Raw genomic sequence first — 25,239 nt, 5'->3', positions numbered from 1 at the left:
CAGTTGACACTCACATATGGAAGTGGTCAGAAACGTCCGAGAACTCACGGCGGTTCTCGAACAGTTGACGGAGATGACGGGCGCGGTTACCGGGGTCGAACTGGCGAGCGGAGGCGATTCGACCGCGGCGGGTGTCTCGGCTTCCGCCACCGTCGAGTACGACCTCGCATCCGAGTGCGCGGTGGACCCGAACCGACTCCGCGTGTCGTCGCCCGCGGCGGCGGTTACCGACGGCCTGCTTCGACTCGAACTCGACGTGACGCTCGCGCCCCCGGAGAGCGGAGCCGCCGAACCGGAACCGATGTCGTCCGGTCGCGCCGGCGAGGACGACCCCGAACCGACTGCGTCGCCGGTCGCCCGAACCGACGGCTCCGGGACGCGCAACTCGTCGGTCGACCCACCAGTCACCCCCGGCGCGTCGCCGCCGACGATGGAGTCCGCGGTCCCGACGGTGAGAGACGAAGCGCCGGAGCGCGACCGGGCCGCAGCGGAATCGGCCGACGACGCCGTCGAGGCGGCCGCGGGGGCGGACGCGGACGCCAGCCGAAAGACAGCGACGGGCGCGGACGCAGACGCGAAGACTGAACCCGAGACGGTACCGGCCCATCACGACCCGGTTCGGCTTCGGGAGGCCTACGAGACCTGCGAGACGTTCAAGGAGATGACCGACGCCCTCGGCGTCGACGTGACCCCGCAGACCGTCCGCAACCAGATGATTCAACGCGGGATTCACGAGCCGGATAGCTACGGCCCGTCGTCCGAACCGGCGTCTTCGGGCGGAACGAGCGACGGCGACGACGAAGTGCGGAACTCGGAGCCGAGCGTTGCCGACGCGGAGGACGCGACCGAGTCCGAACCGGCACCGGCTCCCGAACCGTCTCCCAAACCGGAATCGAACGCGGCCCCGGACGCCGACGCGGACGCCGAGTCGGTCGCGCTCGACGCCGACGAGACGAGCGGGGCGGCCGAGGAGCCGCCGACCGCGACCGACCTCCCGTCGCTTCCCGCGTCGCTGTCCTCGCTCGACTGCTCGACGGCGGACGTGTGTGCGGCAGTCGCGGGCGCGAAGACGCTGTACGAAGTCGAGCGTCGCCTCGGACTCGACCGCGCCGAGGTCCGTGAGGCGCTGACCGCGCTCGACCTCCTCGACCTCGTCACCGGACGGATGGCCCGGCGCGACGCGTCGGCGGCGAGTCCCGCCGACGTTCGAACCCGAGTGTGCGCCGCGCTCGATGAGAACGCCGAGTGACTCGGCCGGAGGAGCATCGGCGCGACGAGAGACGCCGGTAGAGACGCCGCCCCACCGGGAGCGACGACGGAACATCTTTGATTTCAAAGTATGATTGAAATAGTGCATTTACTGCGTATTCGGCCGTGGTGTCCGCCCCAACTCGGCCGGAAACGCGCTCACCGATGTCAGTGAGCGCGCCCGGGAGACACGTCCGGCAGGACCAGCCAGTACGTTCGACAGTCGGCCGCGTGCCGCCCGGACTCACGAGATGCGAACGGTACGCGGCTCGAACAACACGAAACACGGCTCGAACGGACAGTTCGCGGTGGCCGATACGGCCTACGAGAGCCTCTATCTCCCGCCGCCGTTCCCGAGGCCATCACGGAACGTCGCCGTCCGTCTTCGCGGGTCTCCACGGTCAAGTGGCGGAGTGACGGGGTTCTGAGAACGAAGCCCAGCATCGTTGACCGCCCGCCGACGGCGCGACACCCTACACTCGACGCCGGGCGTCTCTTGGGGGCTTTCGGGCGAGCGCCGGCGTCTGCACCATCTGGTTCAGTTGGTCCCCGGCTACCGCTTCGAATAGTCTACTATATCTGATGTATCCGAGTTATTATCAGATTTAAGTAATTCCGTTTTCGCACGCGACACCACGACCGGTTTTCAGACACACTATAACGTTTTTATTGGTGTTAGATCTCACGGCCGCGACGCTCCCCACCGGTGCGGCGGGCGTCGCGGCTGAGGCGGACGCGAGCGCGCTCGATTCGAGCGTCCAGTCGGCGGCGAACGCGTCCGCCTCGCCGGACGTGACCGCCGCCTTCGCGACGGCCACGGGGGCTACGTCGAGAACGACGAACGTCGCCATCGCGGCGCTCCTGTTCGGGGTCGGACGCCGAGTACGGCGCGAGAACTGAGCGAACACGGGCCCACGGGGGTCTGTGTCGAATCTTTATCCGTGTGGGCGTCTAGCAGGGAGGTATGAACGGCCCGGACACCGCGGACGAAACGAGCTTCTATTTCGACTACGAGCTACAGGTCGATGCGACCCGTGACGCCGTAGCGAAGCTCGCTCGTGAGGTCCTCCAGTACGAGTGGGCCGACTACCTCCGCGCGTCGCCCCCGGGGGGCACCCACGCGTGGCACGCCCTCGACTCTGGCAAGCCGTGGGGTCGCGTCACGCCCGCGGCGTGGGAGCGCGGCCGCGACCGCGGCTACGACCTCCACTTCGAGCACTACCCGACGCCGCGCGCCCTCCAGCGCGGGCAGTTCCGGCTCGAACTCCACCTCGAAGACGGTATCCACGGCGACGCCGACTTCTCGGGCGACTCGCCGTACGCGGCGCTCCGCGACCGACTCGTCGCGGCGCTCGACGAGGCGCGCGACGAACGCGACGACCTCCCGACCGGCGAGTTCGGCACCGGGCGGACGCTCTGGCGGGTCGACTCGCAGTTCCTCGCGGGCGACACCGTCGCCTACTACGAGGCGCTCCGCGAGGCGCTGTCGGCCCACGAGCCGTTCGTCGACGCCGTGGCGGCCGTCCTCGACGACGAACTCCCCGAGCGCGACCCGTTCGACGGCGAGTAGCGCGCCGGGGAGAACCGCCGAGGCGCGGTGCGAGTCGAGTCATGCGAGTCCCGTCCGCGAGTGGTGACGCTCCCGATAGCGGCGCGTCTGACGCTCCCGACTGCCGTCATCGTCCGACCACGAGTCCGTCAGAGTGACTCGTATCGGTGTGAAGGCGACCGCAACAGAAAGTGCACAATCCACCCGACAATACCACTATATAGCTACATTTGGATACAAGACCCCGAGAGTTGCGAAAGAATTATACGATTCACCGCCCGTTAGTGAAACGATGACGCAGACACTCGAGGTCGCCCCGCACGTAATCACGGAGGGGTCGACCATCCGGCATTCGACGCTGTGTACGGAACAGACGGTGGTGGAGATCGAAGACGAGACCGTCCGGACGATGTACGACGACGAGGAGTTCGTCTACCCGCGCGAACAGCTCGCGGTCGACCTCTCGGTCGGACGGTTCGAAGTCGTCTCCTGACCCCGCGTTCGGGACGGCACGGGCCGCCGTCTCGCCTTCCGTCGTCGCTCACGGTTACCGTACCCGCATCTTCTCGGCCCGCTTGTGGTCCCCGTTTTCGTCGCGCTCGCCGGACTCGCTTCCCGCCGGACGCTCGCAGAGCGTCAGCGCCGGCACGCGCCTGAAACACAGACGGTTCGACTGCCAGTACTATTTTTACCGCCCACGGGAATCTCCGGGCGTGTCCTCCGCAGACCCTCCGCGCTCGCCGGGTACACTCGCCGTGAGCGCTAAGGAAACCGGTCAGTCGCTGTACGAACGGGCGTACAACACCCTGCTGACGGGCGTGGCGATTATGATTCCCATCGTCATCACGCTGTACGTCCTGCGCGTCGGCATCGACTTCGTCAGAAACGCCCTCGAACCGTTCATCGAACTCCTGCGCTGGGCGGGCGTCATCAGCCGCTTCGAGAGCGTCGAGTTCATCAGCCTCCTCATCGACCTCGGCGTCTACTCGTTCGTCGTCGACTTCTTCACCGAGTTGGTCGCGCTGTTGGTCCTCTTCGCAATCGTCGCAGTCGTGGGAACCGTCGGTCGCAACCAGTACGGCGAGAAGATAATCGGCGTGTTCGACCTCGTGGTCTCGTCGATTCCGGGCGTCGGCACGGTGTACAAGAGCTTCCGCCGCATGGGCGACGTGGTCCTCGACGAGGGGGCCGACGAGTTCCAAGACGTGAAACTCGTCCAGTGTTTCGACGACGACGTGTACGTGCTGGGCTTCCAGACGGGGGGGTCGCCAGCGACCATCGAACAGTCGACCGGCCACAAGGAGATGGTCTCGATGTTCCTCCCGCTCGCACCGAACCCCGTCACCGGCGGCTTGCTCACCTACATCCCCGCCGACGACGTGTACGACATCGACATGACCGTCGAGGAGGGCATCCGGAGCATCCTCACGAGCGGCGTCGCCACCGACGAGGACGAGGACGCCCTCGGCGTGAACATGTCCGAACTCCGCGGCACCGAACGGTTACAGGACATCCGCGAGTCGATGATTACGACCGACGAGAAGCGAGACGACGACTGACCGCAGCGCAGTCGGACGGAGGCGAGTCGCGTTTCCGAGGTCGGCTCCGGGCGGTTCGCCGCCGCTGCCTCCGAACTCGCTCGACAGGTTACCGAGGAGGTCGGTCGGCCAACTGACGACCGCGCAGACGACCATCACGCCGACCGCGGCCGGATAACCCCAGACGGTGACCGCGTCGAGCACGAAGTCGAGAGCGACGAAGCCCGAGCGGATGACGGCACCGCTGACGGCCGCCGCGACGGCCAACAGCTGCCGGAAAAAAGCGCGCTCGCCGGCGACTTCGGAGACCAGAATGTGGCCAGAGGCCCCGGTAGTGGTGGTGGGTCTACGGAAGGAACACCGAGGCCCAGCTATCCTGACCAGATAGATATCTGTTAGGTGAGCCTAAATACGTATCGGAAATTGTGGATATTCGCCGTTCACGCCGCCACGAGCGCCTAAAACGACGTTTCAGTTACGGTGGCGCACGCCGAAACTGGAAACCGCGTCCGGACCGAGCGCACCGCAGGCGTCGCAACCGCGGAGCCGACACGGCCTGCGCCGACCGAGGTATTTTTTATTGACACGTCCGATACCGGAGGTATGGTCCCCCAGTCACCGACGGGCATCGAACCGATTCCGAGTATCGAAGGCCGCCCCGTGTACACCGCCTCGGGCGAGCGATTGGGCGAGGCCGTCGACCTCTGTGTCGACCTCGACGCCGACCGCGTGACCGCGCTTCTCGTCTCCGTCGAAGACCCCCCGGAAGGGTTGGAAGTCGGCCCGCGCGGCGTCCGAGTGCCGTTCAAGTGGATACGGGGGATGGCCGACATCGTCGTCCTGACGGGTGACCCGGCGCTCGAAGCCGCCGACTGACCGCGGCGACTTCGCTCGACTGGCCGCTCCGTCGGACAACGTTGATATACTCCGAACGACGACTGTACGGCGGGCAGTCGAGTGAGTCAGGATGTGGACAGCACGATTGCCCAATCACGCCTATCCGTCCCGCCCGGTTGCCTCTGACGGGCGGCCGATGGTCCGGCGATTCGACCGCGGGCTGTGAGCACGCAGCTCGCGGCGACGCCGCGAGGCGGTCGCGAAAAACTGTTGTAGATACGTTGATACGAGTGGACCGAGTAGGCGGCGTATGAGTCTCTACGAGTCGATTCATCAGTTCGTCGGCGAGCGCGAGACGCTCCGGTCGGTGAGCCACTACGAGGAGATGACGGTGCTCCTGACCGAGACGCGACTCGTCCAGATTCGACACGACGGCGAGCAGGCGAACCCCGAGGAGGTCCGGGAGGTACGGACGATACAGCTCAACCGCCCCGTCTTCGCCGGCTGTTCCGTCGAACTCGAACCGGAGCGGACCACCGTCGGCTTCCACGACAGCACCGGCGAGACGGTTCGACTGGTCACGCTTCCCGCCCGCGACTTCGAGTTCGCGGCGACGTTTTCGGCCGTCGTCGGAGACGCCGAAGTCGGCGCACCGCTCGCCGGAGACTGATTCGAGCGACGCGACGGGAGGAGTGGGGAGAACGACGACGACATCCGATTTAGTGACAACCTATTTATGTTAAGGCAATGAACGGTCAGGTGACGTGGAACACAGTCGCTGTGCCTACGAGCACGTCTTCGACGCCGCCGACGAGACGGGTGCCGACGGGTCGTCGTCGGTGTGGCGGTGTCCGCATCCCGCGAGCGACGGCTCCGCCCGCTGTCTGTTCCACCGCCCCGTCGAAGAAACGCGACCCGCGGCCGTCACCGAGGCGCTCCGCGAGGCGGTCACCGACGACGGGCGGCCCTCGGCGTTCGTCGGCGCGACGTTCGAACGCGTCGACCTCGCGGGGATGACGCTCCCGCCCGACGCGCGGCTGGACTTCCGCGGCGCGATGGTGAAATCGGATATCGACCTCCGGGATGCGACGCTCGACGGCGCGCTCCGACTCGACCGCGTCTCGGTCGGCGGTGCGGTGTGCATGCAGCGCTTCGACGCCACCGGAGCGGTCAGCTGTCGCCACCTGCAAGTCGGTGACCGCTGGGTGCTCTGCGAGGCCGAACTGAGCGAGCGCTTCGACGCGACCGGCTTCAGTGCGGGGTCCGTCGTGGCGACCGAGGCGCGCTTCGAGGGCGGAGCGACGTTCAGGAAAGGCGTCGTCGACGACGACGTGTCGCTCGCGAAATCGAGGTTCGGCGGGCCGGCGTGGTTCTCCCACACCCGACTGGGCGGCCGCCTCGACCTCGGAAACGCCGCGTTCGACCACCGGCTCTCGCTGGCGCACTGCCGCATCCGCGGGGGCGTCGTGGCCGCGTCGGCGACCGTCGAGGGCGGACTCTCGCTCGAACACGTGGTCGTCGACGGCGAACTCAACGCGACTCGGCTCACGGTTGGCGGCGGTATCGACGCGACGACCGCCGCCTTCGGCGGCCGGGTCGACTGCGCGGGGCTGACCGCCCGCGACGGCCCCGTCGACTTCACGCACAGCGCGTTCGACGGGCCGGTCTACTTCGACAACGCGACCGTCGAAGGCCGGGCGCTCCGCTTCCGGAACGCCCGGTTCGGGTCGGGACCGGCGTCGTTCGTCCGCGCGGCCGTCGACGGGGAGTTCGACCTCTCCGACGCGGTCTGTTCGGCCGACTCGCCCGTGCGACTGGTCGAAACCACGGTCGACGGGTGCGTCATCTGCGACCACGCGCGCTTCGGTGACGAGCTATTCTGCTCCGGCGTCCGCGTCGGACGCGACGTCGACTTCTCCGACTGCACCGTCGGGACGCTCACGTTCGGCGTCGAAATCGAGGGGCGACTGGATTTCGCGTACACGCACGTGACCGACGCCGCGGCCTTCGGTGACACCGTCGTCCACGGTCCCGCCCGATTCACGAGCGCCCGGTTCGACGCGGACCCCTCGCTCACCGAGGCGGCCCTCGGCGACACGGTCGCGGCCTACGACATCACCGTCGAGCACGCCGGCGGGTCGTGACGTGAGTCGAGTCGGGGCGAGTCGAGTCGAGTCGAACGCCCGGCCGCGGTTCGACCCGAGTCCGGCGAACATTATATGTCGCGCGGGGGAATGGTCTGAGGTATGTCGAGTGACGGGCAGAACACCCTCATCGCCCTCTACCGACGGTACGTCGACGCCGACCCCGACGAGACGACCGTCTACGCGGGCTTCGCACTGTTCTTTACGGCTATCGGACTGCTCGCCGTCGCGCTCGCGGCGGTCGTGTGGAGCGGCGGCATCCCGCCCGAGAACATCTTCAAGTACGAACTCCGCGAGGTCGCGGGCGTCACCGGTGCGCTCGGGATTCCCCTCCTCCTCGCCTCGGTCGTGGTCTTGCTTCCCTCGCAGTACCGGTTTCCGAAGCTCCTCGCGGGCGCGGGGCTGCTCGTCTGTGCGGTCGCCGTCGTCCAGTTCGTCGGCGCGTATCCCCACAACTGGAACGTCGCCGCGAACGCCGACCGGAGCGGCCGCATCGTCGGCATCTACTCGCTCGGTGCGGTGGCGGTCGTCGCCGCGAGCGGCACGTCGCTCGTCGGCTTCCAACTCGCCCGCGCGAGGACGAGCGCCCCCGCCGCGGCCGGGAGCGACGCAGAAGCCGACGCGAGCGACGAGGAAGACGAGGAGGCCGTCTCCGCGCAGGTTCGCCGCGACATGGACGAGGCGCTGTCGAACACCGAACTGTCGTGGGGCGGCGTCCGCAAGACCGAGACCACCCGCCTGAAGCTCGACACCTCCGCCGTCGACGACGCGGACCGCGCGAGCTTCGAGAACGCGAAGGCGACCGAGACGCGCGGCGGCGGCGTCGACGACGCGGTCGCGGGGCTCCAGGGACTCCGCGGCGGGAAGAAGGATACGGCGGTCGGTGACAGCACGGACGACCAGACCGCCGCGCTGGCCGAGTTACGGAAACAACAGCAGGCGGAGGCCGAACGCGAGGACGCCGAGGGGCTGGTCGACCGGATTCGCGGGCTGTTCTCCTGAGGCGTCGCGGGCCGGCGGGCGGGGACTGACGCGGCGTCGATCAGGGAGTGACGCGACGGTGGTTCGGCGTCGGTCCCGGCCGAACCGAATCGCAAACGCGCATACAGATTTATGCGACAGCCCTACGACGCGTGAGGTATGGCGAAAGGCCTTGACGTAGGAACCATGAACATCCTGTCCGCGAGTCAGGATGGGAGTGAGACCGTATTTGTCCAGCAGCGCAACTCGTTCGTCGAAATCGATTACAGCGACATGGCGGAGCAGATGCTCTCGCGAAGCGACGTGCTCCACATCCGCAAGGACGACAAGGTGTACGTCGTCGGCGACGACGCGCTCAACTTCGCGAACATCTTCGGCAAGGAGACGCGACGGCCGATGCAACACGGCATCCTCTCCAGCGAGGAGTCCTCCGCGATTCCGATGATTAAGCTCATCATCGAGCAGGTCGTCGGCTCGCCCTCCCGGCCGAACGAGCGCCTGTTTTATTCGAGTCCGGCGGACCCCATCGACTCCGACCTCTCGACGCTGTATCACGACAAGACGCTCGAATCGATGCTCGGCGACATGGGCTACGACCCCGAACCCATCAACGAGGGGATGGCGGTCATTTACAGCGAACTCGCCGACAACAACTTCACCGGCCTCGGCGTCTCGTTCGGCGCGGGGATGACGAACATCTGCCTGGCGTACTACGCGGTGCCGGTCATGCAGTTCTCCATCGCCCGCGGCGGCGACTGGATAGACCAGCAGACCGCCCAGGCCACCGGGACGGCCGTCGACAAGGTCACGTCCATCAAGGAAGACGACTTCCAGCTCGACTTCCGCACGGACGTCGGCGGCGTCGAGGGCGCGCTGTCGATTTACTACGAGAACCTCCTCGACTACGTCATCGAGAACATCGAACGCGAGGTCGACGAGGAAGACATCGAGGAGGGCCTCGACGTGCCCGTCGTCGTCACCGGCGGCACCTCCAGCCCCGAGGGCTTCGAGGAGCTGTTCGAACACCACCTCGAAGACTCGACGATTCCGTTCTCGGTCAACGAGGTCCGGAGCATCGACCGCCCCCTGTACAGCGTCGCCCGCGGGTCGCTCGTCGCCGCCCGCTCCGAAGAGGAATCCGACGGGGGCGCCTCCGACCCCGAACCGGAAGCCGAAGCCGCGCCGGAATCGAACTGAGCGCCGGCCCGAGCTGACACACCGGCCGGACAGTACGTCACGACCGAGGTCGACGCGCCGCCGGCGACGCGCGAGCGCGCGTCACTCGTCGCCCGCGCGGTCAGCGCGGTCCCCGCGGTCGCCGTCCTCCCCGTTTTTCAGTTGCGAGTCACTGGGCTCGCGGTCGGTGGCTTCGTCGTCGCCCTCGTCGTCACCGGCAGCAGCCACGTCTTCAGTCGTGTCGCCGCCCCCGTGTTCGGCTTCGGCGTCGTCCGCCGCGTCGGTCGCATCGTCCGCCGGGTGCTGCGTCTCATCGTCCTCCGCGCCGGCTCCGTTGCGCTCGGCTTCGACCGCGGTGTCGCCGTCGGTTGCCTCGCCGCTGTCGGCTCCGCCGGTACCGCCCGCGCCGTCGTCCCGCTCGCGCGCCTCGCGGAGCGCCCGCTCGTGGAAGCGAGCGATGGCGTCGTCCCACGACTCTCGGCTCGGCGCGTCGCGCTCGTGGACGGTCTCGACGCCGGCGAAGCCGCAGCGCTCGCAGTAGCGCGCCGCGCGACCGTCGAACGAGAGCGTCGAGAGTGGCTGTGAACACCGCGGACAAGTCATGCAGTTTGCCGATGATTCTCGCCCGGGTCGTATAGAACTACCCCGTCCCCGGCGGCGCGTTCGACTCGGTGTGGCAGGCAACTAACAGAAGATTCACCACTGATGACGTGTCAAAGAGAGACGATGAAGGTCCTTTGCTTCGGAATGGGACAAGCGGGTGGGAACGTCCTCGACGCCCTCCTCCGGTACGAACAGCGCACGAACGCCGATTACGTCGTCGACGCGGTCGCGTACAACACCGCGTCGGCGGACCTCCGCGGTCTCGACCTCGTTCCCGAGGAAAACCGCATTCTCTTCGGCGCGGACGAGGTGAGCGGTCACGGCGTCGGCGCGGACAATGAACTCGCCGCCGAACTCGCCGAGCGCGACAGCCGACAGCTTCTGCGGGGCACCGACGGCGCGCCGACTTCCACGGCCGACGCGTTTCTCATCTTCGCGGGTCTCGGCGGCGGGACGGGCAGCGGCGCGGCCCCCGTGCTCGCAAAGCATCTCAACCGCATCTACGAACAGCCCATCTACGGCGTCGGCATCCTCCCCGCCGCCGACGAGGGCGCGCTGTACTCGCGCAACGCCGCGCGGTCGCTCAGGGCGTTCGTAGACGTGACCGACCACGTCTTCGCGTTCGACAACGGGGCGTGGGCCGAAAGCGGCGAGGACGTCGCGCAGGCCCACGACACGATGAACGAGGAGCTCGTTCGACGCCTCGGCATCCTCTTCGCCTCGGGCGAGGTGGCCGAGTCGGGGACGGTCGCCGAGAGCGTCGTCGACTCTTCGGAGGTCATCAACACCCTCCGCGGCGGCGGCATCTCGACGATCGGCTACGCGGCGAGCGAACTCCCCGAGAGCGACGGCGGCGGCGGGTTCAGCATCAAGGGACTCTTGGGCGGGGATTCGTCGTCGACGGACGAACTCGACTCCATCAACCGCATCACGACCCAGACGCGGAAGGCTGTGCTCGGACAGCTCACCCTCCCGTGCGACGTCGACTCCGCCTCCCGCGGGCTGGTCGTCGTCAGCGGCCCGCCCGAGTGGCTCAACCGGAAGGCCGTCGAGCGGAGTCGGACGTGGGTCGAAGAACAGACCGGGAGCATGGAGGTCCGCGGGGGCGACTACCCGCTTTCGGAGTCGAACCACGTCGGCGTGCTGGTCCTCCTCGGCGACGTGTCGCGGAGCGACCGCGTGGCCGAAATTCGGTCGACCGCCGTCGAGGCCGAGCAGAACCGCCGCGAACGGAGCGCGAGCGACGCCGCCGACCGCGAGGACGGAACGGAGGCCGTCGTCGACGACCGCCTCGACTCGCTGTTCTGACCCGACCGCCTCGACGATAGCCCCCGCCGGTCCCGCGGTCCGACGCCGAGCGCGACCGCCGTCGGCGTCCGGCGTGGACTCGGGTCGGAGAAACTGTCAAATACCCTCTCGACGAACAGTCGAATGCGTGTCCGAGACTAGCATAGCGGCGACGCCGCGCATCCTCGCCTACGGCCCGCAGCCCGAGGGGTTGGGGGCGAGAGAGCGCGACGTGAACGTCGAGTTCGTAGGGTCGAGTCGGGAGTTGTTCGAGCGATTGACCGAGAGACCGGTGCATCTGGTTATCTGCCTCCACGCCCCGCCGGCGTTCGAGGGCATCGAAGCGGTCAAAGGTATCCGTCGGTTCGACGCGACAGTGCCGGTGGTGTTGGCGTCGCGGGTCCAAAACACGATGCTCAGCCTGCAAGCGATACAGTCGCAGGTCACCTGGAGCGTCGGCCTCGCGGGCGACGAGTCCGTCGAGGAGGCGCTGTCCGACCTCGTCGTCGACGCGAGCGAGTGGTTAGAGAAGCAGGCAGCGTAGCGAACCCCGGTCCGGCGAACCCCGCCCGAAGGCGAACCGCGGTCAGTCGTCGGTCGTCGGGAACTCGAAGGGACGCCGCGACTCTCCTGCGCCCTCCACGGCGTCCGCGTCGTCGGGAGTCGACACCCGCTGGAGTTCGTTCCGTACGGCCACAACCGCTCGAACAGTCGGCCGAACTCGTCGTCCGCGTCGTCCGGGAGGTCGCGAACGCATTCCACGGGGGCTCTTCGGCGCGGTCGACGCGAGCGGTGGCCCGGTCGAAGGTGTCGTTAATACGATGGGTGGGAAAAAGGTCCCGCCGTATCGAGGGTTACGTTACCGAGTACCGTAGTCGTTTCATCTTGTATAACACCATTACACTCATTACACCAACTCCGGTACTGTCCTCTGGGCTGACAATCAGAATGATTTATATATCCGAAGTGGTTGTACTCAATTGGATGCAACACCGTACAGAGTAACCCCTCGGACGCATCCACATGACCGAACTCATCCCCCCTTCCCCCCTTCCCCATTAGGTTCGGTCACCCCTTTACGGGGCGCGACTACTGACTCTCACTAACGACTGTGCTGTTGTGTCTCTCCAGAGAGCGTCGGTGACGTCGAACGGCCGGGCGCGAACGAGGTGCTTCGAATCCGGCGGGAGTCGTCCCGGATAGCTGTCATATGAATCACTCGGACGGGTCGAGTCGAGCCCGCCGCCACCGCCGGCGTCGGTCGACACCAAACCGGTCGGTCTGCCACGGAGTGGGCAGGGAGAGGGAAGTGCCGACTCGCGGTGGTCGAGCGAGATATCCGAACCGCCGCCGAACGAGAGAACACAGGTGAGAGGGCGAATTTTGGAGTGTAGTAGTGTTTTAAATAGACAATACTATTGAGGGACAGGGGTCGAGTCAAGAGTATCGAGATAGCGTGTTATCTACCGCATTCATGAGACTATTTGAGTTATATAGCTATTTTAGAATATATTCTACTAATGTAATCAGAAAACAAGCATTCGGGTTTGGTGAATAAATTTTTATATATGGCGAGGTTGTCCACGGTCGTGTTCCATATCCACATTTCTTCAAGACTGAACAAGCGTTCGCTCCGGAAACGACACCCCAGTCGACGCCGCGGGCGACGTACCTACTTGCCGTACCTGATGCCGTCTTCGACCAGTCTGAGGTTCCGTTCGCGGTCGATGTGGGGTTTCAGCCAGTCGTACTCCTCGATTTGGAGGATGAGGTCCGCTTGGAGGTTCCGCCACGCGATGGCGTAGATGGGCGACTGCCCCCACGCGCGGAGTTCGGGGATGAACTCGTCGTAGCGCTCGTAGTGGCCTTCCAGGCGTTCGAGCGCGTCGACGACGTAGCCGGCGGCCTCGGATTCCGTGTCGGCGTCCTCGATTGCGCGGTTCAGTCGCGTTTCGAGTCCCTCGACGGCGCGCTGCATGTCCTGTGCCGCCGTGCCGTCCGCCTCCGGCAGCGAGTCGATGATGGGCTTCGGAACGCCGAGCGAGAGTGGTTCGATAGCCATACTTCGAACTGGGCGGCAAAGCGGCAAAAAGGCGGCGACGGTCGCAGCACAGCGCGGTGACTCCCGACGCCACGGCCCCGTCGACAACGCGGGGCTGAGCGGCGTTGCCACTCCGCGCGAGGAACAGCGCGCCGGGGTGCCTCCGAAGGCCGTCCCGACCTTCGGTTGCGGCGCGTCGCTCCTGTTAGGCGTTCGCCTCGTCGGTCCGCGCCCTGAGTTCGGACTCGACGAGCGCGTCGAAGTCGACGCCGTCGGCTCGGTACTGGTCGCGGTTGTCGAGGACGACCAGCCCCTTGTCGGTGATTTCGTACAGCCCGGAGTTCGGCGCGGGCCCGACTCGCGCCAACAGGCCGTAGTCCGCGAGAATCGGCAGTCGCGTGTTGATGTACGAGCGGTTCTTATCGAGGATATACGAGAGGTTCACGGCGGTGTTTCGCCTCCGATCTGAAAGCGCTTCGAGGATGTCGAAGTCAGTTGGGACGGCCAACTTCATACACGGTTGTTCGTAGCCGCTGTTAAATAAACAACTTATGTGGGAGGGCGTCCGGTCGGGCTCGCGCGGCGAGGAACAACAACGCGGCGGTCTCGGGTCGAGTTACCGGTGGTCGAGCGCGTCGCGCGCGAGGCGTAAGTCCTCGAGAATTCGCGTGTGTCGGTCGATTGCGTCGTCGATGTGACGCGCCGTCGCCGCCGCGTCGAAACCGGCGTCACCGTGGTACTGCGACTGCAACAGATGCGATTCTAAGGCCCGCGAGGTCGAATCGCTCGCCGCCAACAGCGCATGGGTAATCATCCAGTCTACCGCCCCCTCGTCGGGAAGCTCGTCGAACTCCGGTCGTTCTCCCTCCTGTCGTTCTGCCATCATTGCCCACCTTGGGCCGTGATGCTACTTAAAGTTGTAGTGGCATGATATTTCCGCCATATACCGGTGCATAGAAAACCGAGTAACGGCCCATTTAGCGGCGTTCAAAGGCTGATTAACCATCACGGAGAAAATGTCTGGGAAATATGATTTTGAGGATTGCCTCGGCGTGTCAGACGGTTTTGGGTCCGGTCGGGTCGCGTTCGGTCGGGTCGGAGACCTCTCGTCCAAACCGGGGCCGAATTACCGCTCTTCGACGTGGCGGATTTCGACGCCGATGCCGCGCGTGGACTCGACCAGTTCGCGGCCGCCCATCTCCGCGCGGCCGATGGCGAACGCCTTCGGCCCCTCGACGACGACTTCGTCGCCCGGACGGATGTCTTCGTCGGCGTCGACGACGCCCGGCGCGAGGACCGAGCCGTGGGGAACGAAGCCGTCGATTTCGACCGTCTTCGTCGGCGCGTCGCTGTCGCGCCACACCTTCGCGCCTTCGAGCGTAAAGGAGAGCACGCCGTACTGCGGGACCATCGTCGCCAACTGCACGCCCGCATCGTTCCACACCTGAAGTTTGGGGTACCGACTCGTCATCTCCAACGCCACGTCCGAAAAGAGCGCGTCGCCCGCGTCCGGGCCGAGTTGGTAGTCCGCGAGGGCCTTCACGACGTTGTGCTCGCGCTCCTCGCGAGTGAACTTGGGTTCGCCGTCGAGCGTCCGCATCAGGTTGCCGATGGACTCCGTCGTCGTCGGGTGTTCGGAGACGGTGAACTCCACGTCGAGGTCCAAGTCGTCGGCGACGCGTTCGACGATGTCCGTGTACGCGCCCGGCGGGAGGTGCGCGATGATTCGCGGGTAGTCGTTGCGCTCCAGATAGCGCCGAAGCACCTCTGCGACGAACGACTTCTCGTCTTCCGACCAGTCGCCCGTGACGACCGAGTCGTAGTGCTGGGCGGGGTAGGTGAGTTCGAGTTCCTGCGGGACGACGCCGATGGGCGAAGTCATCGACACCATGTGTGCGCGGTACTGGACGGCCTCCTGGAACTGTCGGTGGCTCTGTGACTCGCTGTACGGCTTTTTGGCCGAACACGGCAGGAGCACGAGCGGGTTGTCGAAGCGGTTGCGGTAGCGCTTGGTCACGCGGTCGGCGAACCGCTGAATCTCCACGCGGTCGATTGACTCCTCGGACGCCGCGGTGAGTTCCGAGTCGCGGATAACGGGAACCCGCTGTTCCATGAAGCTGTACTGCTGGTCGAACCGGCGGAACAGGGCGGTCAACCACTGGTCGTGGCGGGCCTGCCCCTCGACGTAGTCCCGAAGTCGCCCGTCGCGGACGCGACGCCGGACCCGAGCGAGTTCGGCGCGCAGGGCGTTGGCGTTGTGGTCGGCCGCGTCGGCGCGGGTGAACTCGGAGGCTGGTTTGCGGCAGGCCTCGCAGGCGCAGGGGAGTTCGTCGAGGTCTTCGAGGAAGTACTCGCCGTCGCTCGTGAGGTAGAAGCCCTCCAACCCGCGGGCGCGGGCGAGTTTCTCGTCGACGAGGTCGACGCCGGCGTAGACGAGAAGCGAGACGTTCCGGGGCGTGGCGACGCCCGAGAGCATGAGCGCCGTGTCGGCGGGGAGGTTCTCCTTCGCCTCGATGACGTTGTCGCGGAAGGCGCGCGCGTGACCGACGAAGCCCTGCGCGTCGGAGAGGACGTAGGCGTCAGCGCCGAAATCGTCGGCCGTGTCGGCGGTGACGACGGCGGCCGACGGGAAGTCCACGTCGGGGTAGGCCACCGAAAACGACTCGCGCACCTCGTCGGCGCTCCCGGCGGGGAGCGAGCGGTGGGGGAGCACGGTCAGCACGTCGTCGGAGCCGTCGGGGAGTTCGCGCTCGGCCGCCCAGAGACTGCCGGCGTCCGCGAGCACGTCGTCCACGACCGCCGGCGTCGTCACCGAGTCGGAGAGCCGCAACTCCCCGATTCGGGCGGCGCCGTCGCGGGCGTGAACCTCGAAGTAATCGGTCATACCCGCTTTCGGCCCCCGATAGGCAATTAACTTGTCTTCTGCGGGCGCGCCCGGCGACCGAAACCGACCACTCGGCCTACACGACTTAGCCCCCGGGCCACGAAGTGACGGTATGGACGCCTCCGACCCCACCGGCCCGTGGTCACGCGCCCGCGTCGACGACTTCCTCGCCGCGTCGACCGTCCCGGTCCGGCTCTCGTGTCGCACCCCCGCGGACGACCTCTGGATGCTCTCGCTGTGGTACGAGTGGGACCCCGAAGCGACCGAACTTCGGTGTGCCACCTCTGCCGACGCCGACGTGGTGCGATTCCTCCGCGCCCGCGACGACGTGGCGTTCGAAATCTCGACGAACGACCCGCCGTACCGGGGCGTCCGCGGCCGGGGGGCCGCGACCGTCGAACCCGACGCGGAGAAGGCAGTGCTGCGGCGACTCATCACGCGCTATCTCGGCGACACCGACTCGGAACTGGCGAAGCGATTGCTCTCGCCCGAGCGCGACGAGGTCGTGATTCGGATTCGACCCGAGCGGGTGCACACGTGGGACTACGCGTCGCGGATGCGTTCGTCGGAGTAGTCGGTGCTAGTGAACTCCCCGGTTACTGATTGCGTAGCGAAATCGGAGGATCTGTTGAAACCGCAGAAGATAACACGACCGGACGCTGTGCGGCCAATACAGTGTGTATGCAGTCGGGTCCAGTCAAGCAGTCGCGACTTGCGCGTGGTAATCACCCGTGGACATCCTGAACGCAGCGTGAAGTGGTTCTAAACTCCCCGTCCGGCGTGGTCGTGAACGTGAGTGCCATGTCGAGACCACACTGCATGACGTAAACCTCCAACAGTTCATTTTGGTGTGTTTCGACCACGTAGACAGTCGCCTGGCTTTCGTTCCAATCGTCGACAAACACCGTACTGTTGCCATTCGGAACGGTCGACACACGGTCCGAACGGACCGGGTCGTGGAGAGTGACGTTGGTGTAGTTCGCCTCGGTCCGTAGTTCCGCTCTCCGAACGAGTCTCTGGCGACCGTCCCCCGTGGTAACGTCGAAGCGAAGGTTCTCGGGGGTCTCGTGGGCGCTTTGGAAGACCGTGACCGAGTAGCTTGATTCTCGTTCGTTCTCGATGAGAACCTGTGACTCATCGTCGGAGAGCAGTGACGTACAACCGGCGACCAGTACGAGACCGGTCAAGAGACCGGCGAGAACGACTCTGCGGGAGGGCAGTCGCATCGACGTAATTTCGCTCTTCGTCTCGTATGCGCTTTGGGGTGCAACGACGAACCGACGTAGTTGAGAGACTCACCAGAACACAGCGGCTGTCTTGCAGGCAAGGGTAGAGCTGTCTGTTAGCTAGGCAGAACGCGGACGCTCTCCGACGTGTGACAGCGCAAAATAACCCCAAAGCGGGCCGCGTGCCGCGCGGGGGTGGCTTGTGGCCCGCGCGGCGTACGAAAAAGGGTGCCTCTGTGTGGTGGTGGGCCGGTGCGTCTCAGCGGGGTTACCGACGCCGGGCGGCGACGAGCGCCGCCGCGACGAGCGCGACGAGGGCCACGACGAGGCCGAAGCCGGGCGCGTCGGTTGACGACTCGGTCGTCGTCTCCATCGACTCGTCAGTCATCTCGGTCGCGGGCTCGTCGGTCATCGTCTCGGTCGGTTCGTCCGTCATCGAGTCGGTCGGCTCGTCGGTCGTCGTCTCGGACATCGTGCCTTCGACCGTGTAGTTGGCCGTGGCGATGACTGCACCGCCGGCGGCCACGTAGGGACCGTCGTTTTCGCCCTCGCCGGTCACGAAGTCGTAGGCCTCGTTGCCGTTGGTGTCCATGTGCGCCATCGGGACGACGGTGCCGGACTCGTCGAGCGGCGCGTCGAGAGTAATTTCGACGTTCTCGTGGGTGCCGGGTGCGAGGTACGCGGAGGTGCCGCGGACGCTCTCGAACACCGCGCCCTCGGTGACCGTCCCGTCGTGGACCGTCACGAAGCCGCCGTCGTGGAGCGTGACGGAGTCGACGGTGACGGTCGTGCCGTCGCCGGACTGGTCCATCGCGGTCACGACCGCGTTGACCGAGGTGTGGGCGCTGGCGACGACCGCACCGCCGTCAGCCGTGTACGGGCCGTCCGCCTCGCCCTCGCTGGTCACGAAGTCGTAGGCCTCGTTGTCGTTGGTGTCCATGTGCGCCATGGGGGTGAGCACCTGCGAGGAGCGAATCGGCTCGTCGAGGGTGACTGCGACGTCCTCGTGGACGCCGGCGGGCAGGTACATCGAGGTGCCGACCACGCTATCGAACACCGCGCCGCCCGACAGCGACGGGTCGTGAATCGTCACGAAGCCGCCCTGCGAGAGTTCCACCCGGTCGACCACGACGGTCGCGCCGTCCGAAGCCTTCGTCGTGTAGTCGACGCTGGCAGAGACGGTCGCCTCGCCGCTGTCGACGACGGGGCTGCCGTCAGCCGTGTACGGACCGTCGGCCTCACCCTCCGACTCGGGGAAGGTGTACGTCTCGTCGTCATCGGTGTCCATGTGCGCCATCGGGACGACGGTCGTCGTCTCGTTCAGCGGCGAGTCGAGGGTGACCCGCACGTCGCGGTGCAGGCCGGGTTCGAGGTACGCGGAGGTGCCGCGGATGCTCTCGAAGACCTGTCCTTCCGTGACCGTCCCGTCGTGGACCGTCACGAAGCCGCCGTCGGGCAGGTACGCCGAGTCGACGACGACGGAGTAGCCGCCGGTGGCCTGCGCGGTGTAGTTCACGCTCGCGGTGTCCGACGGCGTGGCCATCGCGGTGTCGACGACGGGGCTGCCGTCAGCCGTGTACGGGCCGTCCGTCTCGCCTTCCGACTCGGGGAAGGTGTACGTCTCGTCGCCGTCGGTGTCCATGTGCGCCATCGGGACGAGCGTCGTGTTCTCGGTCACGGGCCCGTCCAGTTCGACGCGGACGTTCTCGTGGACGCCGGCGGGCAGGTACGCCGAGGTGCCGCGGATGCTCTCGAACACCGCGCCCTCGGTGACGGAGGCGTCGTGAATCGTCACGAAGCCGCCCTGCGAGAGTTCGACCCGGTCGACCACGACCGAGTCGCCGGTCGTGGGCTGGTCGGACATCGAGACGGTCGCGCTCGCGTTGACCGTCGCGGTGTCGACGACGGCGCTCCCGTCGGCCGTGTACGGGCCGTCGGTCTCGCCGTTGGCCGCGACGAACGAGTAGACGCGGTCGCCGTCGGAGTCCATGTGGGGCATGGCGACGAACGTGCCGGACTCGTCGACCGGTTCGTCGAGGTGGACGGTCACGTCCTCGTGGGTGCCGGCGTCGAGGTACGCCGACGAGCCAACGACGCTCCCGAGGACGTTGCCGTCCGTGACGGAGGCGTCGTGAATCGTCACGAAGCCGCCCTCGGGGAGCGTGACGGAGTCGACCGTCACGGTCGTCCCGCCGGTGGCTTGGTTCTCGAAGGAGACGGCCGTGGTCTCCTGTTGTGCCGCTGCGGCCGCCGGGATGCCCCCGACGACCACGACGAGTGTCATCAACACTGCGAGTGTGCGTCGCATGTCTCAGAGGGGGACGAATATTTAAAAGAAGATTTTCCGAACTGTCACCCAAATCTCTCCCCGATGTGTCCCCAGTCGCCCGATTTCGGCGGCCAGAATCCTTATCCGGCGGTTGGCTCACGCCGGGTCGGCAGAGCGAACGCGCCGGCTGTCGAGCGCCAGTTCGAACACACAATCCGCGACTCGAAGACGGCGAATCGGGCCCGATGAGACGGGGTTAAATATCGCTCGTCCACCAACTATCGCTATCGGATGTCCTACACCTACTCGGGCGACGCGCATCTCGGGCTCGCGGCGTCCTACCGCGCCGACGACGACCCCTTCCCCACGGACACGTCGCTTTCGTTCCCGCGCCGGAACCACCTGCGAGAGGACGTCGACCTCATCAAGCGCCTCCTGTTTCCCCGGTGTTGGAACGCGGGGCCGTGGGTCGCAGACGAGGAACTCCTCCGCGACGGCGTCGCCAACTTCGGCGCGCTCTGTTACTCCGGTATCGACCCCTACATAGACGAGGACCCCGCGCCCATCGTGGACGAGGTCGTCAGGCGACTCCCCGATATCCGCGAGCGACTGAAGAAAGACGTGGAGGCGGCGTACAAAGGCGACCCCGCCGCGCGCAGCTACGTCGAAATCATCCGGTCGTACCCCGGCGTGCAGGCCATCGTCGTCCACCGGGTCGCCCACGCCTTCTACGAGGCCGGCGCGCCCGCGTACGCCCGCGAACTCGCCGAGTACGCGAAGATGGAGTCGGGCATCGACATCCACCCCGGCGCGACCATTGGCGACTACTTCTTCATCGACCACGGCACCGGCGTCGTCATCGGCGAGACGACGACCATCGGCGAGTGGGCGCGCATCTATCAGGACGTGACGCTCGGCGCGCTCCACTTCGAGGAGGACGAAGACGACGAACACTCGCTCAAGAAGGGGTACAAACGCCACCCGGACATCGGTGACAGCGTCGTCATCGGCGCGGGGACCAAAGTGCTCGGCGCGGTCTCCGTCGGCGACCACGTGAGCATCGGCGCGAACTCGTGGGTCACAGAAGACGTGCCGGACCACACGAGCGTCTACATCTCGGAACACCCGACCCACGAGCGGAAACACCGGGACTGAGCGGGCGAAGGTGCGTCAAAACCGGACTGGAGCGGGAGAAAACAGCGGTTTCAGTCGAACGTAATCCACGCGAGGAACACGAGCCCGGCCGTCTCGAAGACGTGCAACAGCATCATCAGCCGCCAGGCGATGACGGGCACGTCGGTGCTGAACCACCCCGAGAGCGTCGGGTCGAGGATGTACATGTAGAACGCCAGCGCGTTCTCTGCGAGGAGGAACACCCCGAACACGAGGAGGCCGACGGCGTGTTTGGACCTGAAGGTCAGGTAGTTTCGGGCCCACACCGCCGACAGTGCGAGAAGCACGACGACGTTGACGCCCGAGGAGACCGTCGCGACGTCCACCCAGATACTCATTCGTTCTCTCCTTTCCCCGTCATCCTGATATACGCTTTCCCAAATCTTTCCATAATCGTGGCGTCACAGTGTCGCACGCTCAGTCCATCCGCTCGACGATTGTCTCGACGGTCTCCCAGTTGGCGCGACACCGCGGCGACGGGAGGTAGACCGCGCCGTAGTCGTCGCCGCTTCGCTGGACCACGTCGTTGTCCATGAGCACGTCGAGGTGGTGTCGGACGGTCTTGTAGTCGAGGTCGAGCGTCTCGGCCAGTTGGTTGGCGTTTCGCGGCTGCTCCTCTACGGTCTTGAGAATACGCACACGGTTTTCGCCCCCGCGGGTTCCCGTGAGCACGTACCAGAGGACAGCCTCCATCGTATTCGTTGATACGTCGGGTGAACCTAAGAGCATCGACCGACAGACACGGACGCGACCGACCGAGGCGCGCTACTCGGCAGACGACGCCGAACCGCCGTCATCCCCGCCGACCGACGCCTCGTCGCCCAATCGCTCCGAAACCGCCGACAGCGACTCCAACTCGACCGACTCGGGCACGCGGGCGAGCGCCGACTCGGGCCAGTCGTCGTGCGCCAGCGTGAACGCCGCGTCGGGGTTCTCCTCGACCAGCCGCGAGACGCCGCGGGCGGCCTGCTCGTAGGCGTCGCGGTCGAGGCGCTCGGGGACCTCGGCGGTGAGCGGGTACGTCTCGGAGAGCGACCGCGGGAACGGGCCGAACGGCGGGACGACCCGCCACGTCGCGTCGAAGTCGTCGCCGGAGGGGACGCCGCCCTCGGTGAGGAGGACGTGGCCCTCGGCGGTCAGGCGGTCCATGCGGGCGTGGTGGCGTGCAACCTCGGGGCGGTGGGCGCTCTCGTTGGAGGCGTAGAAGAACGCGCCCTTCGAGGCGGGGTCCTCGCGTTCGAGCTGGTCGACGTGGTCGAGAAGCGCGCGGTAGCCGTCGAGCATCGCCGGGTGCGAGCGGGCGCGCTCCTCGACGAGTTCCATGAGGTCGCCGTCGCGGATGGCCTGCTTGATGCGGCGGAGTTCCGCGAACGTGACGTGGAGGTTGTGCTCGGCGAGCAGCTGTTCCTGTCGTTTCGGCCCTTTCTCGCGGAGGTCGTCCGGCGAGTACTCCGTGCAGATGGGACAGGTACACGGGAGGTAGTCGAGGTCTTCGAGGTGTTCGGTCCCGCGGACGGTGAGATACCGCCCGTCGCGGGCGTAGAGGGCGTAGGCGGCGGAGTCGAACAGGTCGCAGCCGAGCGCGACGGCGAGCGCGAGCATCATCGGGTGGCCCGCGCCGAACAGGTGGACCGGGGCATCGACGCCGAGCCCGCGCTTGGCGGCCGCGACGGCGTCGACCATGTCGTCGTAGCGGTAGGCGTTCATCATCGGGACGACCGCGCCCACGGGGAACACGTCGAGGTCGGTCGCGTCGGCGTGGCGGCCGGCCTCCTCGCGGAGGTCCGGGTAGGTCGACCCCTGCACGGGGGCGTTGACGAGCATCTCGCCCGTGTCGGCGGCCTCGGCGTCGGCGAGGGCCTGTCTGGTGATTTCGAGGTCCGTCTCGGCCTGCTCGCGGGCCACGTCCGGCGGCGTCGGGATGTCGACCGGCGTGGCGATGTCGGTGCCGATGTCGCGTTGGAACTGGAGAATCTCCTCGGTCGTCGTGTCGATTTCGCCGTACTCGGCGAGTTGGAACGACCCCGAGTCGGTCATGATGGCCCCGTCGAAGTCGAGCATCTCGTGGAGCCCCACGTCGAGGGCCTCCTCGCGGAGGTGGTCGTTCGTCTTGATGATGTAGGAGTTGGTGATGAGGACGTCCGCGCCGAACTCGGACTCCAGTCGCGCGGGCGAAATCGTGTCGATGTTGGGGTTGACGACCGGCAGGAGCGCCGGCGTCTCGACGGTGATCCCCGCACGCGGGACCGAAAGCCGGCCGATGCGCCCGGCGAGGTCCCCGTCGCGGAGTTCGAAGTGGTCGCGCATGGACTGTCGTTTCCCGAGGGCGGCGGTAAGAGTTGCGTTCGCGGGCCGGTCGTCGGGGAGAAAAATAGACGCACGACGACATATCGGTTTATTCATCGAAATATTCTAGAAAAACAGACAGGAGAGATATCAAACGTGATTTTTTGGGCGAACAGTTTACAAAGAGATTGAGTCAACCGAGAGTATAGATGTTAGCCGACCTATCACCACTCGAAGTAACCGCGCTCGCCGTCGCCCTCGTCGGGCTGATACCGGTTATCACGCAGTACAGAGACGAGACCAAACTGTTCGCCGCGGGCTACGTCCTGCTCGTCATCGGGATGGTCGCGACGAACCTCGAGGTGTTCTTCCTCGGGTCGGTGCTCAACTTCGTCGAGCACGCGTTCGGCATCGGCCTCGCGGGAGTCACCTTCTTCGCGGCGGCGTACCTGCGCCGGAAAAACGTCATCAACGGCGGTGACGCCTCGTGATAATCGACGCGCTGTTCGACGCCATCGGGACCCTCGGGTTCATCGGCGCGGCGGGGCTGGCGTGGCTCAACTACCGCGACACCGACGCCGAGTCGTCGTTCTGGCTGACGTACGCGTTCGCTTCCGTGCTGGCGATTCTGTGGATGATCAGCCTCACGATGGAGAAACTCGGCATCTACACCGAGGTATTCAACCTCGTGACCTCGCCGCTCATGACCGCCACGGTCGCCGTCTTCGCCATCGGCGGCACCGCGACGCTCGCCATCGTCGCGGACATGAAAGAACTCGTCGACGACGCCGACGAACGGCGGCGCGAACTCGACGCGCTCACGACGGACCTCGAACAACAAGCTGAGACGTACGGCGACGCGATGCAGAAGGCCGCCGACGGCGACCTCACCGTCCGCGTCGACGCCGAGAGTCAGAACGACGCGATGCGCCGCATCGGGCTGGGCTTCAACGAGATGTTAGACGCCATCGACTCGGTCATCGTCCGAATCCAGACGTTCGCAGAGCAGGTCGACGACAAGAGCTCCGAAGTCACCGCGAGCGCGGACGCCGTGAAGACCACGAGCACGGACGTGGCCAACAGCATCGAGGAGATTTCGGCGGGCAACGAGACGCAACACCGGAACCTCAACGCCGCGGAGTCCGAACTGAGCAACCTCTCTGCGACCATCGAGGAAATCGCCTCCTCGTCCGAGGAAATCGCGCGACAGTCCCAACAGACCGTCGGGCGCGCCAAAGAGAGCCAGAAGGCCGCCAGTTCGACCATCGAGAAGATGGAGCAGTTGGAGTCGCGGTCGACCGAGACCGTCTCCGAGGTCGAGGAACTCCAGCAGTCGGTCACGCAGATCAGCGAGGTCGTCGACCTCATCGACGACATCGCGGAGAAGACGAGCATCCTCGCGCTCAACGCCTCCATCGAGGCGGCGGGCGCGGGCGACGCGGGCGAGGGCTTCGCCGTCGTCGCAAGCGAGGTGAAGACGCTCGCCGAGGAGACCGCCGAGGCGACCCAAGAGGTCGACTCCCTCATCGGTGACATCGAGCAGTCGACCGAGAACGTCGCCGAAGACACCTTCGAGACGCAGGCCGAAGTCGAGTCCAGCCGCGAGACCGTCGGCGAGACGGTCGAGGTGCTCGAAGAAATCGTCCACAAAATCGAAGACAGCAACGACTCCATCCAGTCCATCAGCAGCGCCACCGACGAGCAGGCGCAGTCGACCCAGGAGGTCGTCACGATGATGGACGAAATCACCAACCTCAGCGACCAGACGGCCTCGGAGGCGCAGAACGTCTCCGCCGCGGCCGAAGAACAGACGGCGGCGACCCAGCAGATTGCGGCGTCGTCCTCGTCGCTCTCGGAGCGCGCACAACAGCTCAAATCGCTCGTCTCGCAGTTCGAGTCCGGGCACGCGACGGGCGGCGCACCGGGCGGCGAGGCGGCGACGCCCGCGGCTTCGGCCCCGAACCGAGCGATGCGGGCCGACGGCGGCGACGACTGAA

At 66.2% G+C, this 25,239-nt stretch carries 27 protein-coding genes; 16 read left to right on the top strand and 11 right to left on the bottom strand.

The window, feature by feature from the left end:
- Positions 1-16 precede the first annotated feature (16 nt).
- The 5 genes from E4P24_RS10325 to E4P24_RS10305 all read left to right on the top strand — a co-directional run bounded on the left by E4P24_RS10325 (position 17) and on the right by E4P24_RS10305 (position 4,356).
- Positions 17-1,249 (top strand): hypothetical protein, encoded by a 1,233-nt coding sequence (locus E4P24_RS10325; RefSeq protein WP_115803180.1) that lies wholly within the window; start codon positions 17-19, stop codon positions 1,247-1,249.
- A gap of 671 nt (positions 1,250-1,920) precedes the next feature.
- Positions 1,921-2,148 carry a hypothetical protein gene (locus E4P24_RS10320; protein ID WP_004041908.1) on the top strand — a complete coding sequence of 76 codons (228 nt, stop codon included), beginning with the start codon at positions 1,921-1,923 and terminating at the stop codon, positions 2,146-2,148.
- A gap of 64 nt (positions 2,149-2,212) precedes the next feature.
- A complete protein-coding gene (locus tag E4P24_RS10315; protein WP_006601170.1) occupies positions 2,213-2,818 on the top strand; it encodes a hypothetical protein in 606 nt (201 codons plus the stop codon).
- 271 nt (positions 2,819-3,089) lie between these two features.
- Positions 3,090-3,290, top strand: a complete 201-nt coding sequence (locus E4P24_RS10310) for a hypothetical protein (RefSeq protein WP_004041906.1) — start codon at positions 3,090-3,092, stop codon at positions 3,288-3,290.
- Between the two features lie 262 nt (positions 3,291-3,552).
- Positions 3,553-4,356: a DUF502 domain-containing protein gene (locus E4P24_RS10305; protein ID WP_004041905.1), complete on the top strand. Its 804-nt coding sequence runs from the start codon at positions 3,553-3,555 to the stop codon at positions 4,354-4,356.
- Here the strand turns inward: E4P24_RS10305 and E4P24_RS19440 are convergent.
- A complete protein-coding gene (locus tag E4P24_RS19440) occupies positions 4,300-4,602 on the bottom strand; it encodes a hypothetical protein (RefSeq protein WP_115861127.1) in 303 nt (100 codons plus the stop codon). The two genes, E4P24_RS10305 and E4P24_RS19440, sit on opposite strands and share 57 nt — an antisense overlap.
- A gap of 336 nt (positions 4,603-4,938) precedes the next feature.
- Here E4P24_RS19440 and E4P24_RS10295 point away from each other — a divergent pair, with 336 nt between their 5' ends.
- The 5 genes from E4P24_RS10295 (at position 4,939) to E4P24_RS10275 (ending at position 9,494) form a co-directional block, all read left to right on the top strand.
- On the top strand, positions 4,939-5,211 hold the full coding sequence (locus tag E4P24_RS10295) for a PRC-barrel domain-containing protein (protein WP_004041903.1): 273 nt from the start codon (positions 4,939-4,941) through the stop codon (positions 5,209-5,211).
- A 271-nt stretch (positions 5,212-5,482) separates the two neighbouring features.
- Complete coding sequence (locus tag E4P24_RS10290; protein ID WP_004062888.1) at positions 5,483-5,842, top strand: hypothetical protein; 360 nt, start codon at positions 5,483-5,485, stop codon at positions 5,840-5,842.
- A 94-nt stretch (positions 5,843-5,936) separates the two neighbouring features.
- On the top strand, positions 5,937-7,316 hold the full coding sequence (locus tag E4P24_RS10285; RefSeq protein WP_188148446.1) for a pentapeptide repeat-containing protein: 1,380 nt from the start codon (positions 5,937-5,939) through the stop codon (positions 7,314-7,316).
- A 102-nt stretch (positions 7,317-7,418) separates the two neighbouring features.
- A complete protein-coding gene (locus tag E4P24_RS10280) occupies positions 7,419-8,318 on the top strand; it encodes a hypothetical protein (protein ID WP_008605791.1) in 900 nt (299 codons plus the stop codon).
- A 165-nt stretch (positions 8,319-8,483) separates the two neighbouring features.
- Positions 8,484-9,494, top strand: a complete 1,011-nt coding sequence (locus E4P24_RS10275) for a cell division protein FtsA (RefSeq protein ID WP_004041899.1) — start codon at positions 8,484-8,486, stop codon at positions 9,492-9,494.
- Between the two features lie 81 nt (positions 9,495-9,575).
- On the opposite strand, the gene E4P24_RS10270 is transcribed toward E4P24_RS10275, so the two are convergent.
- Positions 9,576-10,076 carry a zinc finger domain-containing protein gene (locus tag E4P24_RS10270; protein WP_188148445.1) on the bottom strand — a complete coding sequence of 167 codons (501 nt, stop codon included), beginning with the start codon at positions 10,074-10,076 and terminating at the stop codon, positions 9,576-9,578.
- A 123-nt stretch (positions 10,077-10,199) separates the two neighbouring features.
- Here E4P24_RS10270 and E4P24_RS10265 point away from each other — a divergent pair, with 123 nt between their 5' ends.
- Entirely contained in the window at positions 10,200-11,384 is a 1,185-nt protein-coding gene (locus E4P24_RS10265) for a tubulin/FtsZ family protein (protein ID WP_049896240.1), read from the top strand.
- 127 nt (positions 11,385-11,511) lie between these two features.
- A complete protein-coding gene (locus E4P24_RS10260; RefSeq protein ID WP_004041896.1) occupies positions 11,512-11,907 on the top strand; it encodes a response regulator in 396 nt (131 codons plus the stop codon).
- A 1,128-nt stretch (positions 11,908-13,035) separates the two neighbouring features.
- On the opposite strand, the gene E4P24_RS10250 is transcribed toward E4P24_RS10260, so the two are convergent.
- From E4P24_RS10250 to arcS, 4 genes are all read right to left on the bottom strand, one after another.
- The gene (locus tag E4P24_RS10250; RefSeq protein ID WP_004041895.1) at positions 13,036-13,425 is read right to left on the bottom strand and encodes a hypothetical protein; all 390 of its coding nucleotides are present in this window, start codon (positions 13,423-13,425) and stop codon (positions 13,036-13,038) included.
- Positions 13,426-13,609: 184 nt separating this feature from the next.
- Complete coding sequence (locus tag E4P24_RS10245) at positions 13,610-13,918, bottom strand: hypothetical protein (RefSeq protein ID WP_004041894.1); 309 nt, start codon at positions 13,916-13,918, stop codon at positions 13,610-13,612.
- Between the two features lie 102 nt (positions 13,919-14,020).
- Positions 14,021-14,290, bottom strand: a complete 270-nt coding sequence (locus tag E4P24_RS10240; RefSeq protein WP_188148444.1) for a hypothetical protein — start codon at positions 14,288-14,290, stop codon at positions 14,021-14,023.
- Between the two features lie 240 nt (positions 14,291-14,530).
- Positions 14,531-16,288, bottom strand: a complete 1,758-nt coding sequence (arcS, locus tag E4P24_RS10235; protein ID WP_004062895.1) for an archaeosine synthase — start codon at positions 16,286-16,288, stop codon at positions 14,531-14,533.
- A gap of 112 nt (positions 16,289-16,400) precedes the next feature.
- Between arcS and E4P24_RS10230 the strand changes: the two genes are divergently transcribed.
- On the top strand, positions 16,401-16,862 hold the full coding sequence (locus tag E4P24_RS10230) for a pyridoxamine 5'-phosphate oxidase family protein (protein ID WP_188148443.1): 462 nt from the start codon (positions 16,401-16,403) through the stop codon (positions 16,860-16,862).
- A gap of 151 nt (positions 16,863-17,013) precedes the next feature.
- Here E4P24_RS10230 and E4P24_RS10225 read toward each other — a convergent pair whose 3' ends face one another.
- Complete coding sequence (locus E4P24_RS10225) at positions 17,014-17,514, bottom strand: hypothetical protein (RefSeq protein ID WP_004062897.1); 501 nt, start codon at positions 17,512-17,514, stop codon at positions 17,014-17,016.
- Positions 17,515-17,782: 268 nt separating this feature from the next.
- A complete protein-coding gene (locus E4P24_RS10220) occupies positions 17,783-19,798 on the bottom strand; it encodes a PGF-CTERM sorting domain-containing protein (RefSeq protein ID WP_188148668.1) in 2,016 nt (671 codons plus the stop codon).
- A 276-nt stretch (positions 19,799-20,074) separates the two neighbouring features.
- On the opposite strand from E4P24_RS10220, the gene epsC reads away from it, so the two are divergent.
- Positions 20,075-20,938: a serine O-acetyltransferase EpsC gene (gene epsC, locus E4P24_RS10215; RefSeq protein WP_004062899.1), complete on the top strand. Its 864-nt coding sequence runs from the start codon at positions 20,075-20,077 to the stop codon at positions 20,936-20,938.
- Between the two features lie 50 nt (positions 20,939-20,988).
- On the opposite strand, the gene E4P24_RS10210 is transcribed toward epsC, so the two are convergent.
- From E4P24_RS10210 to tgtA, 3 genes are all read right to left on the bottom strand, one after another.
- Complete coding sequence (locus tag E4P24_RS10210; RefSeq protein ID WP_008605678.1) at positions 20,989-21,294, bottom strand: hypothetical protein; 306 nt, start codon at positions 21,292-21,294, stop codon at positions 20,989-20,991.
- A 79-nt stretch (positions 21,295-21,373) separates the two neighbouring features.
- Positions 21,374-21,649: a winged helix-turn-helix domain-containing protein gene (locus E4P24_RS10205; protein WP_004041883.1), complete on the bottom strand. Its 276-nt coding sequence runs from the start codon at positions 21,647-21,649 to the stop codon at positions 21,374-21,376.
- Between the two features lie 72 nt (positions 21,650-21,721).
- Positions 21,722-23,263: a tRNA guanosine(15) transglycosylase TgtA gene (tgtA, locus tag E4P24_RS10200; RefSeq protein WP_115861139.1), complete on the bottom strand. Its 1,542-nt coding sequence runs from the start codon at positions 23,261-23,263 to the stop codon at positions 21,722-21,724.
- A gap of 188 nt (positions 23,264-23,451) precedes the next feature.
- On the opposite strand from tgtA, the gene E4P24_RS10195 reads away from it, so the two are divergent.
- Positions 23,452-23,733, top strand: a complete 282-nt coding sequence (locus tag E4P24_RS10195; protein ID WP_115803196.1) for a hypothetical protein — start codon at positions 23,452-23,454, stop codon at positions 23,731-23,733.
- Positions 23,730-25,238, top strand: a complete 1,509-nt coding sequence (locus E4P24_RS10190) for a methyl-accepting chemotaxis protein (protein WP_004062903.1) — start codon at positions 23,730-23,732, stop codon at positions 25,236-25,238. The genes E4P24_RS10195 and E4P24_RS10190 overlap by 4 nt, the downstream gene beginning before the upstream one ends.
- Position 25,239: the final 1 nt, after the last annotated feature.

It is taken from the genome of Haloferax sp. AS1, from assembly GCF_014530665.1.
Taxonomy (GTDB): Archaea; Halobacteriota; Halobacteria; order Halobacteriales; family Haloferacaceae; genus Haloferax; species Haloferax volcanii.
Note: the sequence above shows the minus strand (reverse complement) of the source record. Positions and strands in the feature narration are given on the sequence as shown.